Origin of the sequence: Bradyrhizobium sp. SEMIA (genome assembly GCF_014844175.1) — a bacterium.
GTDB lineage: Bacteria > Pseudomonadota > Alphaproteobacteria > Rhizobiales > Xanthobacteraceae > Bradyrhizobium > Bradyrhizobium arachidis.
In genome coordinates this window covers 7079288-7096857 of the sequence record NZ_CP046601.1, presented here as the reverse complement: position 1 = coordinate 7096857, position 17570 = coordinate 7079288, and the positions used below count along the sequence as shown (strand labels likewise).

Here is a 17570-nt window from a genome sequence, read left to right as displayed (position 1 = left end):
CATGATGAGACGACATCGGATGGACCATCTCATAAAGAAACTGTCCGAACTCGATCTGGTCAGAGGCGATTTTGACTACCACGCCACGCGTGTGGCGATGATCGTCGTCTTCTTCGTCTTCAGCTGCCAGAAATGGTTCGACTACGAAGCGCATGCGTTGATTCCGTTCATCAGCCACGGGCCTCTGATCTTCTGGCTGTATCCGGCGTTTGGCGTGCGCGGGGCGGCTTACTTCCTGGGTTCCGCGGAATTGTTGTTTGGATTGCTTCTTCTGCTCGGTTTCTGGAGCCGAAGACTGGCGATCCTGGGATCACTGGGTTCATGCGCAACCTATGTCGCTACCGTGACGATCATTCCGTTTTTCCCCGATGCCTGGGCTGCGCCAGCCGGCGGCTTTCCCGCGGCCACGTTGCCGTTTCTCTTCCTCATGAAGGACGTGGTGCTGCTTGCGGCTTCGGTCTATCTGCTCAAGCAGGACATCCTCCGGGCAGCGGCCGAAGTGTCCCCGACCCTGAACGGGATTGTCCGACAGGAAGCGATGCGGTAGCGCCGGTTGGCGCTGCAAGAAGATCATCGTCGTCCTGCGTGACGGGCGATGAGCTGCTCGACCACATCGGCGAGGTGATCTGCGGCTGGGGACCAACTCCAAGGATGTCGTTTCCGGACCGCTTGATCAACGCAGCTTCGCAACCGGCCGCCACGGCGCCGAGCGTATCCCAGGCTTGGCAGGCGATCATGCAGAGCTGCGACGGACGGGCTCCCAGTTCATTCTCGACGTGAGCGTAGGTCTGCGGCGAGGGCTTATAGACCTTGACGCTATCCGCGCTGAACGACCTTTCGAAGAATTTCCCAATTCCACCGCTTTCGCGCTGGCGGGCCTGAACTTCAGCCAGGTTGTTTGTCACTCAGAGTTCCCGATCAAATTCAAATCTGCCTGTAACGCTTGTGGCAGCCTCCACGAATATTGGAAACCAGAGGAGCGACCAGCGTGAAGCTGGCAGGTTCGCTCTGATGGTTGCCGTTGTGGGTGACTTTTCCGGGGAGTAGGGTGATGAGGGGGCGATTGGACGCTTGGCGGGCCTTCACCACGAGGCGGCCGGCCGGCTCCGGAGTCCGGCAGATGAATGTGTCCTCGCCAATCCCCACGCACGGCGATGCCGGTCTCGAACTTCTGTGGGACGACGGGGAGCGCGTCTTTTGCCGCGAATTGCGCCGGGACGCCGATGGCAACGTCAGCAGTGTCCTGATCGTAAGGGCCGCTTCGGAGCATCCGCCGGCCGCGGTCCTCGACCGGCTCGCCCATGAATACGCCTTGCGCGACGAGCTCGATCGGACCTGGGCCGTACGGCCGCTGGACCTGATCCGCGACGGCGGTCGGACCTTGCTGATATTGGAAGATCCCGGCAGCGAGCCGCTCGAGCGGCAGCTAGGCACGCCGATGACGCTGGACCGCTTTTTGCGATTGGCTCTCGCCATCAGCACCACCGTCGACCAGCTCCATCGGCGAGGTCTGATCCACAAGGACGTGAAGCCCGCAAATCTCTTGGTGACCGGAGCGGACGAGATCAGGATCACTGGATTCGGCCTCGCAACTCGCCTGCCGCGCGAGCGACAACAGCTCGAACCACCAGAGACCATCGCGGGCACGCTGGCCTATATGGCGCCCGAGCAGACCGGCCGCATGAACCGGTCCATCGATTCCCGCAGCGATCTGTACGCAATCGGCGTGACGCTCTACCGGATGCTCACGGGCGCATTGCCGTTCACCGCGGCCAATCCGATGGAATGGGTACACAGCCATATTGCGAGACGGGCCATTCCGCCCGCCGAACGGCGCAGTGACGTGCCCGACGCCGTGTCGGCGATCATCATGAAGCTCCTCGCCAAGACCACCGAGGACCGCTACCAGACCGCAGCCGGCCTCAAGAGCGACCTCGCGCACTGCCTTGCTGAATGGCAGGCGCGAGGGCGGATCGACGGCTTCACGCCCGGCGAAGCGGACCGACCGGACCGCCTCATGATTCCCGAGCGGCTATACGGCAGGGAACACGAGATCGAGGCCTTGCTCGCCTCGTTCGACCGCGTCGCCCGGAGCGGAACGCCCGAGCTCGTCTTGATCTCGGGCTATGCCGGTATCGGCAAGTCCGCCGTTGTCCACGAATTGCACAGAGCCTTGGTCCCGCTTGGCGGCCTCTTCGCCTCGGGCAAGTTCGATCAGTACAAGCGCGACATCCCCTATGCGACACTCGCGCAGGCCTTTCAAAACATCGTCCGTCGTCTCCTTGCGAAGGACGAGGCCGAACTCGCAGCGTGGCGCGATACCATCTGCGAAGCATTGACGCCCAACAGCCAGCTGGTTGTCGATCTGGTGCCGGAATTGAAACTGGTCATCGGCCATCAACCGCCGGTCCCAGAGGCATCGCCGCAAGACGCCCGGCGACGATTCCAACTCGTCCTGCAGCGCTTCATCGGCGTCTTCGCGCGACCGGACCGGCCGCTTGTGCTCTTCCTCGACGATTTGCAGTGGCTGGACGCTGCGACGCTCGATCTGCTTGAAGAGCTGCTGACCCGATCGGACCTGCAACATGTCTTGCTGATCGGCGCCTATCGCAGCAATGAGATCGATGCCGACCATCCGCTGAGGCGCAAGCTCGCCGCAATTCACGATTCGGGCGCGCTCGTCCGGACACTCAGCCTGGCCTCCCTCAATGGCGCCGACGCCGAACATTTCATCGTGGATGCGCTTCGCTCCGAGACGGCGCGCGCCGCGCCATTGGCGCAGCTGGTTCATGAGAAGACTGGCGGCAATCCATTCTTCCTGATCCAGTTCCTGCACGCACTCTCGGAAGAAGGGTTGTTGGCCTTCGATCACGAGATGAGCCAATGGCAGTGGGACCTGGAGCGCATCCACGCCAAAGGCTATACCGAAAACGTCGTCGACTTGATGATCCGCAAGCTGAGCCGCCTGCCCGACGAAACGCGGATGGCCTTGCAGACGCTTGCATGCCTCGGCAGCAGCGCCGAGATCCCGACTCTGTCATTGATGCTGGGCAGGTCGGAACAGCAGGTCCAGCTGGATCTCATCGACGCGGTGCGTCTCGAGCTTGTCGAGCTTCAGGGCCGGCACTGCAGGTTCGTGCACGACCGGGTGCAAGAAGCCGCCTACGCACTTATTCCCGAGTCCGAGAGGCCTGCGTCGCACTTGCGAATCGGCCGGCTCCTGGTGGCACGCACGCCACCCGAGCAGCGCGAGACGGCGATCTTCGATATCGTCAACCAGCTCAACCGCGGCCTTCCCCTCGTCGGCTCTCCAGGCGACCGCGAGCAAATCGCCGAGCTCAACTTGATTGCTGGCCAGCGCGCCAAGGCATCCTCGGCCTACAGCTCGGCACTTGCCTATCTTGCCACCGGAAGCGGGCTCTTGAGCGCCGATTGCTGGGCGCGGCGGCACGAGCTTGCCTTCACGCTGGAAATGAATCGGGCCACATGCGAGTTCCTGACCGGCGAACCAGCCGTCGCGGACGATCGCCTGGCTGCACTGGCGACGCGCGCGGCCAATTCGCTCGAACAGGCCGCCGTCGCGTGCCTGCGCATGGATGTCTATACGACGCTCGGCCAGTCCAGCCGGGCCGTCGATGTTGGCCTGGGGTACCTGCGGCGGCTAGGCGTGCACTGGTCTCCCAACCCGACGGAAGCGCAGGCGCGCCGCGAGTATGATCTTATCTGGTCGGGCATTGGGGAGCGCAGCATCGAAGACCTCGTCAAGCTGCCATTGATGAGCGACCCGGCCTCTCTTGCGACCATGGATGTTCTGACCAAACTCCTGCCGCCTGCCCTCTTCACTGATATGAACCTCCTTTCCCTCACGATCTGCCGGGCCGTCAATCTCGGCCTCGAATGGGGTCACAGCGACGGGTCGTGCGTTGCTTATGTGCAGCTCGGAATGGTGGCCGGCCTGCAATTCGGCGACTACAAGTCCGGCTTTCGCTTCGGAGAACTCGGCTATGAATTGGTCGAGCAGCGCGGAATGTCTCGCTTCCAGGCTGCAACCTATCTGATATTTGGCGCACACGTCGTGCCGTGGACGAGACACTTCAGGGCCGCGCGCGATCTCCTTCGCCGCGCTTTCGAAAGTGCGCACAGGAGCGGCGATCTAACATATGCGGCCTACAGTTGCAGCAACCTGAATGGCAATTTGTTCCAGGCAGGCGATCCACTGGTCGAGGTTCTGAGCGAGGCCGAGACTGGCCTCGCCTTCGCCCGGAAGATGGGGTTCGGGTTCATCGAGGACATCATCGCCGCGCAACTTGGACTGTTCCGGACCCTGCGCGGGTTGACGCCGAGATTCGGCTCCTTCGACGAGGAGCAGTTCGACGAGCTTCGGATCGAAGAACACTTCGCCGCCAACCCGAATTTGTGGCGCGCGGAGTGCATTTACTGGATCCTCAAGCTTCGGGCGCGCTTCCTTGCTGGCGACCGCGCATCAGCGGTCGACATCCTGTCAAAGCTGCAGCGGCGACGATGGACCCCACTGACTCCCGCGGAGGCCGCTTCGTATCATTTCTATGCTGCGCTTTCTCTGGCTGCACTTCCGGAAACGATCGCCGCCGGCCACCGGCGCATCGACACCATAGCCGCGCATCACCGGCAACTCCGAACCTGGGCGGAGAATTGCCCTGACAATTTCGAGCATTGTGCGGCGCTGGTCGGTGCCGAAATCGCCCGGCTGGAGGGCCGCGACTCCGATGCGATGCGCCTCTACGAACACGCGGTTCGCTCCGCCCGCACAAACGGGCTCGCTGCGGAAGAGGGCCTCGCCTACGAGCTCGCTGCGAACTTCTATGCGGCTCGCGATTATGACGCGTTCGCCAATATATACCGTTGGAGCGCGCGCGACGCCTATGCCCGATGGGGAGCCGATGGCAAGGTACGGCAGATCGACGACGTGTATCCGCACCTTGCGGAGAACGCACCCGTCCTGACCGCGACCGATACGATCGGTGCACCGATCGGACATCTGGACCTCGTAGCGGCCCTGAAAGTCTCGGAGGCTGTTTCCGGAGAGATCGTCCTCGAGAAGCTGATCGACATTTTGATGCGCACGACCATCGAGCACGCCGGTGCTGAACGAGGACTGCTGATCTTGCAACGGGACGCGGAGCTGCGGATCCGCGCGGAAGCGTCGACCCGGGGAGTTCAGATCAATGTCGATCTGTGCGATCGACCGATTTCCCAGGTGGAGATCCCGGAGTCGCTCGTCCTGTACGCGGCCCGCACGCATGAGAGCGCTATTCTCGACGATGCTGCGGAAAGTGGAGCCTTCAGAGCGGATCGCTACATCCAGCTCAAGAGCGCCCGGTCGATTCTGGTCATTCCGCTCACGAAGCAAGGCAGCCTGGTCGCTCTGCTGTATCTCGAGAACAATCTTGCCAAGGCTGTATTTACGCCGGCAAGGGTCGCTCTTCTCAAATTTCTCGCGTCCGAGGCCGCGACGTCGCTCGACAATGCGCGTCTGTACCGGGAGCTTCAGGAGCGTGAGCAGCGTTACCGCGAGGCCCAGATGGAACTCGCCCACGCCAACCGTGTCGCGGTGATGGGCCAGCTGACGGCGTCGATCGCCCACGAGGTCAATCAGCCGAACACCGCGATTATCGCCAGCGCGCAGGCGGCATTGAGCTGGCTCGATCACCGCCCGCCGGCGCTGGAGCAGGCGCGCAGGGCACTGACGCGCACCATCGAGAACGGTATCCGCTCCAGTGAGGTCATTGGACGTATCCGCGACCTCATCAAAAAGTCACCGCCCAAGCGGGATTCCCTGGCGATCAACAACGTGATCGGTCACGTCATCGAGCTCACGCAGGCTGAAGCGGCGCGGAACGGTGTCTCGATCCAGATGGCCTTCGCCGATCGTCTGCCCAAGGTCATCGGCGATCGCGTTGAACTGCAGCAGGTGACACTCAACCTGATCCTGAACGCCATCGAAGCGATCAGCGGAACCACGGAGGGCAAGCGCGAGCTATTGATCCAGACCGCTAGAGCAGATGCCGACAGCATACTCGTATCGATCGCGGATTCAGGCCCGGGCTTGTCTGCAGAGGGTCACGCACGGCTGTTCGAACCCTTCTATACGACCAAGTCGGGCGGCCTGGGTGTCGGACTGTCGATATGCCATTCGATCATCGTTGCGCATGGCGGCAGACTATGGGCGGCTGCAAACGAACCGCGCGGAGCCGTATTTCAGTTCACCGTACCAATCGATGACGACTTTGCAGATGGCTGAGCCACGCTCCGACATCCGCGACCAGGCGGCGAAGATACATCATCCGTGGTTGAGCGGAATTGTCGATCAGATCGCATCGGAACAACCCTTGAAGATACCGGTCGGGGCTGGACTCGACCAGTCTGGTCCGAACGGAATGCGGCTCATGTCATGGCTCCGATCCCGGCGATTGTCGGGGACTGGTGTTGGGAGTACGTTCTCGAACGGGATAAGCAAACACCTATCCAGCGTTTTCAACCGAGTGGCCGGCTAGTTCCGGAGTCCGGCAGATGCACGTATCCTCGCGGATTCCCACCTACGGCGATGCCGGTCTCAACGCCTCTTGGGACGACGGCGAGCGCATCTTTTGCCGCGAACGGCGCCGGGGCGCCGACGGCAACGTCAAGAATGTCCTGATCGTTAGGGCCGCCGCGGAATACCCGCCTGCCGCGATCCTCGACCGGCTTGCCCATGAATACGCATTGCGCGACGAGCTCGATGGGACTTGCGCCGTACGGCCGCTGGAGCTGATCCGCGACGGCGGCCGAACCCTGCTGATATTGCAGGATCCCGGCGGCGAGCCGCTCGAGCAGCAACTGCTCGGCGCGCCGATGCCGCTGGACCGCACTTTGCGATTGGCTCTCGCCATGACCATCGCCGTCGACCAGCTCCATCGGCGGGGACTGATCCACAAGGATCTGAAGCCGGCAAATATTCTGGTGACTGGAGCGGACGAAGTCAGGATTACCGGCTTCGGCCTGGCATCTCGCTTGCCGCGCGAGCGACAACGGCTCGAACCGCCCGAGACCATCGCGGGCACGCTGGCCTACATGGCACCCGAGCAGACAGGCCGCATGAACCGGTCGGTCGATTCCCGCAGCGATCTGTATGCACTCGGCGTGACGTTCTACCGAATGCTCACTGGCGCACTGCCGTTCACCGCCGCCAATCCGATGGAATGGGTGCACAGCCATGTCGCGAGACGAGCCGTTCCGCCTGCCGAACGGGTCAATGGCGTTCCACGCGTCGTGTCGGCGATCATCATGAAGCTTCTCGCCAAGACGGCCGAGGATCGCTACCAGACCGCCGTCGGCCTCAAGAACGACCTCGAACGGTCAGTCGTCGAATGGGAAGCGCAGGGACGGATCGACGATTTCGTTCTGGCTCAAACCGATACATCCGACCGCCTGCTGATTCCCGAACGGCTATACGGTAGGGCACACGAGATCGAGGCGTTGCTTACCTCATACGATCGCGTCGCCCGGATCGGCACGCCCGAGTTGATCCTGGTGTCCGGCCCCTCGGGTATCGGCAAGTCTGCTCTCGTCGACGAAATGCACAAGGCCTTGATCCCCTTGGGAGGGTTCTTCGCGTCGGGCAAATTCGATCAGCACAGGCGCGATATGCCTTACGCGACCCTCGCGCATGCTCTTCAGGGCCTCATCCGGGGCCTTCTCGCCAAGAATGATGCCCAGCTGGCACCTTGGCGTCGCGCACTGCGCGACGCGCTGGGTCATCTCGGTCAACTGATGGTCGATCTCGTACCGGAGCTGCGGCTAGTGATCGGGGATCAACCGCCGGTCCCGGAGACCTCCCCGCAAGATGCACAACGGCGCTTCCAACTCGTCGTTCGACGCTTCGTTGCCATTTTCGCCAAACCTCACCAGCCCCTTGTGCTCTTCCTCGACGACCTGCAGTGGCTCGACGTAGCCACATTGGAACTGATAGAGGATCTTCTAAACAGATCCGACTTGCGGAATCTGCTTCTCGTCGCCGCGTATCGACCCAACGATGTCGACGCCAAACATCTGCTGGCACAATGGCTCCTGGAAATTCGCGCGTCCCGTAAACGCGTTCGAGAAGTCGACCTCGCCCCCCTCACTCGCGATGCGGTCTGGGAGTTCACCGCGGATGCACTTCGCTGCGAGCCTGCATACGCCATGCCGATGGCCGAGCTGGTATACGAGAAGACGGGAGGCAATCCGTTCTTTCTCACGCAGTTCCTGCAGGCGCTGGCCGAAGAAAAGCTACTGATCTTCGATCATGACAAAAGGCAATGGCACTGGGAACTCGAACGCATCAAGGACAAGAGCTACGCCGAAAACGTCGCAGATCTCATGGTCGGCAAGCTGAGCGGCTTGCGCGACAAGACACGTCAGGCCCTGCTCGAGCTCGCCTGTTTGGGCAGCAGCGCCGAGGTCGCAATGCTCTGCCTTGTGCACGGAGGATCGGAGCAGACGCTTCACGCGGATATGCGAGACGCGACGCGTCTCGAGCTGGTTCGACGCCTCAAGAACTCCTATGCGTTCGTGCACGATCGCGTGCAAGAGGCCGCTTATGCGCTTGAACCGGACCAGGACAGGCGAACGGCCTTGCACCTTCGGATCGGCATGGCCTTGGCGGCACAGCTCACGCCTGACGAGACCAACGAGCGCGTCTATATCGTTGCCAACCAACTCAACCGTGGCATCGCCGCTTTGGCAGGGGACGCCGAACGCAATCAGGTCATTGCCATCAATCTTGACGCGGGTCGGCGTGCGCGAAATGCAACGGCTTACCATGCGGCAACAACCTACCTTGAAACCGCCCGCGCGCTGCTCGGAGAGGAAGGACATCCGCGGTGCAGCCAGGACGCCTTCGCGATTGGCCTGCTGCACGCCGAATGCAAGTTTCTGCTTGGAGACTTGACCACATCCAAAGCGGAATTGGCGATCCTGTCACAGAGCCGATCGGACATTCAGGCAAGCGCTGCGGTCGCCAGACTTCAGGCGCAGTTGTACACCGCTGCGGGGCAGCTCGAGCCGGCGGTCGACGTCTGCCTTGCATTCTTGCACAAGGTCGGCATCGACTGGCTCCCTCATCCGGAGCGAAGCGAGGTGGATGAAGATCGGCGACGCCTGCGGAGTTTGGCCGAAAGGCTGTCCGACGGCGAGCTTCATGCTCTGCCGCCGATGACCGATCCAAATCATCGCGCAACGATGTGCGTCTTGGCCGATCTCCTCACACCTGCGTTTCTCACCGATCGCAACCTGTCCGACATCATGCTCGTAGAGGCCACTCGGCTGACGATCGAGCACGGGATCAGCCCCGAAGCGTGCTATCCGCTGACCGCGATATTCGGCGTGCTCGCGAGTAGCTCAACCGATGCCGAATTGGGATTCCGCCTGTCGCAATTTGGCGCAGCCCTTGCCGACAGGCACCCGCAATTGGGATTGAGCGGCCGTGCGCTCTTGGTATTCGGCCTCCACGTAACCCCGTGGATTCGCCCGATCCGGTCGGGAAGGCCATTCATTCAGCGGGCTCTCGCAATCTGTTTGACGACTGGAGAGCTGGCCTTCGCGGCGTACTCACATCGCGGACTGATATCGGTGGATCTCTTCTGCGGCGATTCGCTCATGGAAATCTGCTCGAGCGCCGAGCGGGCCTTGTCATTCGCAGAGGGGTTGGGTGTCCGACTGGCAGCGGAGGGTCTGGTCAGGCAAAGAGACCTGGCGCGGAGCCTTGCGGGGCGCGATGGCAATCATCGCTTCGAGAGCCCGGCGGCGCTTCAGCCTCCGGATGCGAGCGAGCCACTAAGCGCCTTCTTCCACTACGCGACGCAAATTCAGATCGAGGTCCTTGCAGGACGTGACGATGTCGCGATTGACCTCGCCACACGCGCCGAAGAGCTCTCCTGGTGCGCCCGCGCCTATTCGGACTTTGCCGAATACCGGTTCTACACGGCGCTCGCTCATGCCGGGGCTTGTCACGCATCACGACCCGAAGATCGCGAGCGACGCCTCAGCGATCTCCGCGAGCACCACCGCAAGCTCACAGTCTGGTCCAACCGCTGCCCAGCGAACTTCGCCGCCCGGCAGAAGCTCGTCACGGCGGAACTTGCGCGTGTCGAGGGTCGCGAACTCGAGGCGGAACAGCTGTACGAAGAATCGATTCGATTGGCGCAAGAATCCGGATTTGTGCAGATTGAGGCGATCGCCGCCGAGCACGCAGCACGGTTCTACGAGGTGCGCGGCATTCGAACGGTCGTTCTGTCCTACCTGATGAGAGCGCGCGATTGCTACGCGCGCTGGGGCGCCGAGGCGAAGGTGCAGCAGCTCGAGGAACTCTATCCGGGCCTGCGGGAGCGAGGATCCGCGCTCAACGCCGCAGGCACGATCGGAGCACCCGTCGAGCAGTTGGACCTCGCGACGGTTCTCAGGGTGTCGGAGGCCGTTTCAGGCGAGATCGTGCTGGAGAGGCTCACGGAAACCCTGCTTCGTTCAGCGATCGAGCACGCGGGTGCGGAACGCGGCGTACTGATTTTGCCGAGAGGTTCCGAGCTGAGAATTCGGGCGGAGGCGGTCACTGGTGGCGGTTCTGTCGCCCTCGATCTTGCCGATTCACCGATCTCCGCCGCCGAAGTGCCGATGTCGATCGTACTCTACACGGCTCGCACGCGAGAAAGCATCGTGCTCGACGATGCCTCGACGAGCGACGCATTCGGCGACGACGAATACATCAAGAATAAGTGTGTCCGATCAGCCTTATGCGTACCACTCATCAAGCAAGGCAGGGCGGTAGCATTTCTGTATCTCGAGAACAATCTCGCCTCGCGCGCATTCACCCCTGCCCGGATCGCGATCCTGAAGTTTCTCGCGTCCGAAGCTGCGACCTCGCTCGACAATGCCCGCCTGTATCGGGAGCTTCAGGAGCGAGAGTCGAGAATCCGCCGGCTCGTCGAATCCAACATCATCGGGATATTCATCTTCGATCACATCCCCGACATTCTCGATGCCAACGAGGCCTTCCTGAAGACCTTGGGATATGATCGCGACGATCTCGCCGCAGGCCGGCTGCACTGGGCAGATCTGACACCGCCCGAATGGCAGGAGCGTACCGATCGCGCCCGCGCCGAATTGAAGGCGACGCGGGTCGTCAAGCCGTTTGAGAAGGCATTCTTCCACAAGGACGGCAGCCGGGTGCCGGTGCTGACAGGCGGAGCCTTGTTCGATGACGAGCAAGAGCAAGGCGTCGCCTTCGTGCTGGATCTCAGCGAACGCAAGCGCGCGGAAACCGAGGCACGCGAAAACGAGCAACGTTATCGCGAGGCTCAGATGGAGCTGGCCCATGCCAATCGCGTTGCGGTGATGGGACAACTGACGGCGTCGATCGCCCACGAGGTCAATCAGCCGAACACTGCCGTCATCGCCAGCGCGCAGGCAGCATTGAGCTGGCTCGATCATCAACCGCCGGCGCTGGAGCAGACGCGCAGGGCGCTGACACGCGCCATCGAGAACGGCATCCGCTCAAGCGAGGTCATTGGGCGCATCCGCGATTTGATAAAGAAGTCACCGCCCAAACGGGATTCCCTGGCGATCAACAACGTGATCGGTCACGTCATTGAGCTCACGCAAACCGAAGCAGCGCGGAACGGCGTCTCGATCCGGACGGCATTCGCCGATCGTCTGCCCAAGGTCATCGGCGATCGCGTGGAGCTGCAGCAGGTGACGCTCAACCTTATCCTGAACGCCATCGAGGCGTTGAGTGGAACCATGGAGGGCAAGCGCGAACTGCTGATCCGGACCGCGCGAGCAGATGGGGAGAGCATACTGGTGTCGATCGCGGATTCGGGGCCGGGCCTGTCTGCGGAGGGCCTCGCGCGGCTGTTCGAACCGTTCTACACGACCAAGTCGGGAGGCCTGGGTGTCGGACTGTCGATATGCCGTTCGATCATCGTTGCGCACGGCGGCAGACTGTGGGTGACCGCAAACGAACCGCGGGGGGCGGTCTTCCAGTTCACCGTCCCGATCGATGACGGATTTCAGTTGGCTGAACCGTCTCGGCTGGCGACATCACGGCGCAGAAATGGCGGGATGACCTGTAACCCAAACCGGGCTGCGGACGAAATATAGCCATCGGATCGTGTCGGCGAAACCAATGGGCGGGAACAGGTCGGGCATCCGCTGACGATGCGCTAAGGGGAGAGATCAGTTGGGACTGTCCTGGCAACAAGGCCCGCTTTCAACGGGAGCAATCGGCCGCTTTCTCGTCCCCGAGTCGCTGCCCAAGCGACTATTGTACGTCGAACCGTTACGCCGCCGCATGCGCGTGCACTTCGGGGGACACTGGATTGCCGACAGCGAGAAGGTCCTCCTGCTGTTCGAACCGGGCCGTTATCCTGTGGCCTATTTCCCGGAGGCCGATGTTTCCCCACATGTGCTGGAACGCACCGAGCACATCACTCAACACGCCGACCTCGGGCCGACGTCCTGGTACAGCATTCGAGCCGACGAGCAACATATCGCGGCGCGAGGAGCCTGGCAGCATACCGACCTGCCCGCCCATGCGAGCGATTTGCACGGTCTGATCGCGTTCGCTTGGCGAGCCATGGATGCATTCTACGAGGAGGACGAACGCATCGTGGGTCACGCCGCCGATCCCTATCACCGCATCGACATCCGCCAGACCTCTCGTCACCTCGTGGTCAACCATCAGGGTCGGGTCATCGCCGATACGAAGCGGCCGCTGGTGCTTTACGAATCCGGCTTTGCACCCCGCTGGTACGTTCCACGTGCCGATATCGACGAGTCTGCCCTCACTCCGGTGAAGCTTCAGACCTTCTGTCCGTACAAGGGTCTCTGCAGCTATTACTCCATTGGAGATGCACGCCAGGCGGCTTGGTCCTACCCCGACGCCTATGACGAAGTCCGCCGCATCTCCAGTTTTGTGTCCTTCGAACCGGACATCGTAACCGTCCATCTCGATGGCACGCAGATGCGTCTCGAGCCCGGCCAGTCGGTGGTTCCACACGGCCCCGATCGCAATCTTGACGTCGCCGAGGTGGCCCCCGAGGCCGGTAGCTAGCCGGCGGAATCTGCGCCCCGCCGGTAAAAGCTCCGGCCCGTCGAAACGGAGCGGCATATGGCGCGTCTCCTATCGGTGAATGTCGGACTTCCGCGTGACCTCACGTGGAACAATCGAACAATACGTAGCGGGATCTGGAAAATCCCGTGCGCGGCCGCGGTCGGGTTGGCCGATTGAATCTGGACGGAGACGGTCAGGCCGACCGAGGTCACTCAACCCCGCGTGACCTGCTATCGCGTCGGCATCCGGACCAACGAGCCGAAGATGCCGGCGCTGCTGACGTCCAGCGGGCGGGCGGGGTTTTACTTCCGCGTTCTGAACGAAGGCGAGATCGGCGCCGGGGCAATAGCTGGGTGCTGCAGGAACGAGGCTACCGCAAGGCTTGAAGCGTATGGCGGCGTCCAGACATCGTCATGCCCGGCGGCGCGACCGCATTGCGCAAGAGGCCGCGGCGTCCGCATCGTCACTCGCAAGACCGTATCAACACCGGTCACGGCAGACCGGTCTCCTCCATCGACGCCTTTGAGACGAACGAGCATATCTCCGAGATTGCCCAGCATTCAGCCTTTCACGTCCGCGACTATTGTGGCCCGCAACGGAGCTGCTCATCCCGAGCCTCCATCAAGGGAGGGCCACCATGTCCCATCGCTCGAACCAGACACGCTCGATCCGTTCCGCTGTCGCGGGGTTTCTCATGATCGGCCTGCTGTCGCCCGCACATGCCACCGACCGAAGCACCTCTCTCGACGGCCTCCCCGACCTGCCGTCGCGGGTCGCGGAGCGTCTCGCCTCGGCCGAGCCGACGTCGCACCTGCCTTGGCTCGCTCCGGTCGGCCACCATCAACCGAGCCGGGCCGACGCGCCTCAATCGGATGCTCTGTCGGCCTTGGAGCGTGAGCAGCAGCAGCGCGATCGGATGCTGGATCGCAAGCTCATCATCTGCCGTGGATGCTGAGGTGGACCGGCCACCAAATGTTCGCCGGCCCAGGCATTCTCAACCCGATATCGCCTCTGCGTTCGCGAGCTCCAGCCCGTCAATCGTCACTGGAGCCTGCGCCGCCTTTCGCCATTGCGCGGGGGTGATGCCCATGTGGCTCTTGAAGGCCCGCTGGAACGCCGCCTCCGACTGATAGCCGACCGCTTCCGCGACCGCTCCGGTCGAGATCGACCCTTTTCTCAATTCATTCGTTGCCAGCGTCATGCGGATGTCGGTTAGCAGGTCGCTCGGCGAACGTCCGACCTTCTCCTGAAACTGACGGGCAAGTGTCGCACGCGACATGTTGGCGAGCTGCGCAAGCTCGGGCAGCGTCCATGCACGCGCAGGCTCGTTGAACATGGCCGCGACCACCGGCGCGAGGCGCGGGTGACCCGCGAGCGCGAGCAGCCCGCGCGGCGCGTCCCCGGTCTCGCTGGCGAGGCGAAGCACGAGCGCGAACATCGCCGTCGACAGCGCGTTCAGCATCGCGTGGCCACCGAGATGATCATCTGCCGTCTCGCCGCGCATCAGGGCAACGAGGCCCGCGAGCTGCGCGGCACTGTCCCGTTCGCCTGCCTGCGCGCCAGCGCGTACGATCAGGACCGGCGGCAGATAATTGCGCAACAGGCGGTCGTGCGGCGGCGCGATCGAAAAATGTCCGCACAACAAATCGAGCCGGGCGTCCGAGCCGGGATTTTCGCTGATCGTGAAGTTGAGTGACGCGCGGTTGTGAGCCTTCAGCGGCGCAGCGCCGCCGCCGTCGTGCATGACATGTCGTGGATTGCTCGGCAGCAGGAGAATGTCCCCGGTCTCCAGCCGCAGCGGCTTGCCGCCGGCCGGGTCTTCCAGGACGGCCGAGCCACCGACGACCGCGTGATAGGGAATCTCATTCGCCTCGCCCGGACCCTGCTCGATCCGCCAGGGCGCGCCATAGGAGCAGCGCAGGTCCAGACGACCGCGCACCGGCATCATCTCGAACAGGCGGCTCAGCCAATCCATCATCCCTCCTCCAAGTTGAGACGAACGAGCATATTTAAGAGTCTTTATAGCATTCAATATCTCATATCCGGACCATAGTGTCACCCCGCAATCGTTCGCCACCCGAACCAAGGAGTGCCACCATGTCCCGTCTTCCCGTCCGGAACCTCGAAGCTGATGCCGGCTCGTCCGGCCAGGTCTACGCCCAGATCAAGAAGGCCATCGGCAGTGTGCCGAACACCTTTGCGGCGCTCGCCGCCCATGGCCCGGCCGCGCTCAAAGCCATCCTCGCTGCAGACACCGTGCTCGCCTCCGGAGGCCTGACCAAGTCCGACAGGGAGATCATCAAGCTGGTGATCAGCGAGGCCGCCCGCTGTGACTATTGTGTCGCCGCCCACAGCCATCTTGGAAAGCTCGTCGGCCTGACACCGGAGGTGCTGAAGCAGATCCGCGACGGCCGGCCGACTGGCGATGCCCAGCGTGATGCGCTGGTCGCTTTCGTCGACAAGCTCGCGCGCACCAGCGGCACGGTCAGCGACAAGGATTACGCCGCGATCAAGGCTGCCGGGTACAGCGACGCACAGCTCGTCGACATCAGCCTCGCCTTCGCGACCACCGTGTTCACCAACGTCTTCAACCGCATCAACGACACCGAGATCGACTTCCCCGCCGTCGCGTGAAGCCACTGAGCGAGGTTTCAGATCTCAACCATGAAAGGATCACGACCATGACTACGCTTGCCGCAACTGCCGAAAACCCGATTGTCCGTGCGCTGAACGGCTCCGGCCTGCTCGCGGAAGACCTCGACTACCACGTCGTCCGCGCCTCGATGGTGATCATGTTCTTTTTCTTCGGCTATCAGAAGTGGTTTCCATATGAGTTCGAGCGGCTAGTCCCCTTCATCGGCAACGGGCCATTGATCTGGTGGCTCTATCCCGTGTTCGGGCACGCCGGCGCCAGCTATTTCCTCGGCGTCTCGGAATGGTCCTTCGGCGCACTGTTGCTCGCGGGCTTCTGGAGCCACCGACTCGGCGTGCTCGGAGCACTCGGCTCGACCGGCACCTTCATTGCGACCGTTACGATCATTCCCTTCATGCCGGAGGGTTGGGACGCCGCCGCGGGAGGCTTCCCGGCGATGACGGGTAACGTCCCCTTCCTGATGAAGGATGTCGTCCTGCTCGCGGTCTCCTTCTACCTGCTGCGGCAGGATCTGGTTCGCCTGATCCGGCATTAGGTGGCACTCTGCCGAGCGGCGACGCGTCGCCGGCGAGCTCTCGAGTTCGCCGGCGATTGCGCGTTCGCGCGGTCGACAAGCGCGGCTGTGCCGCCATGCCGGGCGCGGCAAACGATCAACAGCGACGGCAAATAACCAGCTTTCGATCAAGCTCCTGATCCTGCAATTTCAGCATCTCGTCCAGATCGGTAACCCGCCTATGAACCGCCATAGCACTTGCGGAATTGGGGTCGAACGACTGCCCATGCGGCTGAACGTGCACCTCCGGCAACGGCTTGACAGGATCCGAATACGCAGGTTGCCCGCCTTGCTTGGACGGATCGTCGTAGCTCGGCACGGCGTCCACATGATCCGAAGAACCTTGCATCATGCCCGAGGTACCTTGGTTGTGCCGCCGCGTAGACGCAATGGTCGGGCTCAGGATCAACATCACACTGAAGGCTGCAATCGCGGTCTGCCAGCACTTTGGCTTTCTAGTCATTCCCTACCTCTTCTCCCATTGCGGTCCATGCGCGCGCAACGCTTTGTCAATCGCAGTTAGTTCGCAGCCGCGCGGGCGGCCTGTACGATCACGTCGGCAACGATGTCCGGGTTGGAGACGGTGACGGCATGCGATGCATTCACCTCAACGACGTGCGATTTTGCACGATCGGCTTCGAACTTCTGTTCGGCCAGAGGAATGGCGAGATCCTGCAGGGTCCTGATTTGCCAACTCGGCTTGCTTGTCCATGCAGCGGATGTCAGCCTCTCGGTCAGGGCTGCCAGGTTCATAGGACGTTGAGTGGCGAGCATCATTGCAGCCTCGCCAGCTGGCACATCGGCAGCGACGTTGCTGTGGAACTTGTCGGCCTGATAAAGGAGATACGTGCCGCTGGTTCCGTCAGGGAGAGAGTAGGCAACCGCCTCGACGGACGTGGGGAATGTGCTGCCGGGAAACCGCTCGAGCAGATTGCTCGCAGCCTCCCCTGCCGCGGGCATCACTGCGGCTGCGTAGACGAGGCCTTTGACCTTTGGGTCCGTGCCGGCCTCGGTGATGACGGCGCCGCCGTAGGAATGGGCCGCCAGGATCACGGGGCCCTGGATCCTGTCCATCACGCTGCGCAGGTAGGCGGCGTCGACGGCCACGCCCAGCAACGGATTGGCAAAAGCGACGACTGGGTAACCGGCGCGCTGGAGCCGCTCGATCACCTTAGTCCAGATCGATGCGTCTTCGAAGGCTCCGTGCACAAGCACGATCGTGGGCGTGAGCGTTTCGGGATTCATCGTGAGTCCTTCTCATG

The 17570-nt window shown here is 62.4% G+C and carries 11 protein-coding genes and 1 pseudogene; 8 read left to right on the top strand and 4 right to left on the bottom strand.

What is annotated here, in order from left to right; translation table 11 throughout:
- Positions 1-19: 19 nt before the first annotated feature.
- Positions 20-547: a YkgB family protein gene (locus FOM02_RS34395; RefSeq protein WP_027558337.1), complete on the top strand. Its 528-nt coding sequence runs from the start codon at positions 20-22 to the stop codon at positions 545-547.
- Here the strand turns inward: FOM02_RS34395 and FOM02_RS47325 are convergent.
- Positions 468-905 (bottom strand): HAD family hydrolase, encoded by a 438-nt coding sequence (locus FOM02_RS47325; RefSeq protein WP_416207730.1) that lies wholly within the window; start codon positions 903-905, stop codon positions 468-470. The two genes, FOM02_RS34395 and FOM02_RS47325, sit on opposite strands and share 80 nt — an antisense overlap.
- 215 nt (positions 906-1120) lie before the next feature.
- On the opposite strand from FOM02_RS47325, the gene FOM02_RS34390 reads away from it, so the two are divergent.
- From FOM02_RS34390 to FOM02_RS34370, 5 genes and pseudogenes are all read left to right on the top strand, one after another.
- Positions 1121-6280 carry an AAA family ATPase gene (locus FOM02_RS34390; RefSeq protein WP_265440651.1) on the top strand — a complete coding sequence of 1720 codons (5160 nt, stop codon included), beginning with the start codon at positions 1121-1123 and terminating at the stop codon, positions 6278-6280.
- A gap of 269 nt (positions 6281-6549) precedes the next feature.
- Entirely contained in the window at positions 6550-12150 is a 5601-nt protein-coding gene (locus FOM02_RS34385; RefSeq protein WP_063617167.1) for an AAA family ATPase, read from the top strand.
- A gap of 79 nt (positions 12151-12229) precedes the next feature.
- Positions 12230-13102: a DUF427 domain-containing protein gene (locus FOM02_RS34380; RefSeq protein WP_027558335.1), complete on the top strand. Its 873-nt coding sequence runs from the start codon at positions 12230-12232 to the stop codon at positions 13100-13102.
- Positions 13103-13159: 57 nt separating this feature from the next.
- Positions 13160-13444: pseudogene (locus tag FOM02_RS34375) on the top strand (MOSC domain-containing protein); the annotation flags it as partial.
- A 295-nt stretch (positions 13445-13739) separates the two neighbouring features.
- On the top strand, positions 13740-14057 hold the full coding sequence (locus FOM02_RS34370; protein ID WP_036055654.1) for a hypothetical protein: 318 nt from the start codon (positions 13740-13742) through the stop codon (positions 14055-14057).
- Between the two features lie 39 nt (positions 14058-14096).
- Here FOM02_RS34370 and FOM02_RS34365 read toward each other — a convergent pair whose 3' ends face one another.
- Positions 14097-15077 (bottom strand): AraC family transcriptional regulator, encoded by a 981-nt coding sequence (locus tag FOM02_RS34365; RefSeq protein ID WP_051378512.1) that lies wholly within the window; start codon positions 15075-15077, stop codon positions 14097-14099.
- 122 nt (positions 15078-15199) lie between these two features.
- Between FOM02_RS34365 and FOM02_RS34360 the strand changes: the two genes are divergently transcribed.
- Together FOM02_RS34360 and FOM02_RS34355 are read left to right on the top strand one after the other, a co-directional pair.
- Positions 15200-15736, top strand: a complete 537-nt coding sequence (locus FOM02_RS34360) for a carboxymuconolactone decarboxylase family protein (RefSeq protein WP_027558334.1) — start codon at positions 15200-15202, stop codon at positions 15734-15736.
- Positions 15737-15783: 47 nt separating this feature from the next.
- The gene (locus FOM02_RS34355; protein WP_027558333.1) at positions 15784-16290 is read left to right on the top strand and encodes a YkgB family protein; all 507 of its coding nucleotides are present in this window, start codon (positions 15784-15786) and stop codon (positions 16288-16290) included.
- A gap of 115 nt (positions 16291-16405) precedes the next feature.
- Here FOM02_RS34355 and FOM02_RS34350 read toward each other — a convergent pair whose 3' ends face one another.
- Together FOM02_RS34350 and FOM02_RS34345 are read right to left on the bottom strand one after the other, a co-directional pair.
- Entirely contained in the window at positions 16406-16771 is a 366-nt protein-coding gene (locus FOM02_RS34350) for a hypothetical protein (RefSeq protein WP_141262954.1), read from the bottom strand.
- 56 nt (positions 16772-16827) lie between these two features.
- Complete coding sequence (locus FOM02_RS34345; RefSeq protein ID WP_027558332.1) at positions 16828-17553, bottom strand: alpha/beta fold hydrolase; 726 nt, start codon at positions 17551-17553, stop codon at positions 16828-16830.
- Positions 17554-17570 lie beyond the last annotated feature (17 nt).

Bases quoted from the DNA above. Each gene is read 5' to 3' on its own strand.
- FOM02_RS34395 (WP_027558337.1), top strand. From the start codon at position 20: ATGGACCATCTCATAAAGAAACTGTCCGAACTCGATCTGGTCAGAGGC.
- FOM02_RS34390 (WP_265440651.1), top strand. From the start codon at position 1,121: ATGAATGTGTCCTCGCCAATCCCCACGCACGGCGATGCCGGTCTCGAA.
- FOM02_RS34385 (WP_063617167.1), top strand. From the start codon at position 6,550: ATGCACGTATCCTCGCGGATTCCCACCTACGGCGATGCCGGTCTCAAC.
- FOM02_RS34370 (WP_036055654.1), top strand. From the start codon at position 13,740: ATGTCCCATCGCTCGAACCAGACACGCTCGATCCGTTCCGCTGTCGCG.
- FOM02_RS34365 (WP_051378512.1), bottom strand. From the start codon at position 15,077: ATGGATTGGCTGAGCCGCCTGTTCGAGATGATGCCGGTGCGCGGTCGT.
- FOM02_RS34360 (WP_027558334.1), top strand. From the start codon at position 15,200: ATGTCCCGTCTTCCCGTCCGGAACCTCGAAGCTGATGCCGGCTCGTCC.
- FOM02_RS34355 (WP_027558333.1), top strand. From the start codon at position 15,784: ATGACTACGCTTGCCGCAACTGCCGAAAACCCGATTGTCCGTGCGCTG.
- FOM02_RS34350 (WP_141262954.1), bottom strand. From the start codon at position 16,771: ATGACTAGAAAGCCAAAGTGCTGGCAGACCGCGATTGCAGCCTTCAGT.
- FOM02_RS34345 (WP_027558332.1), bottom strand. From the start codon at position 17,553: ATGAATCCCGAAACGCTCACGCCCACGATCGTGCTTGTGCACGGAGCC.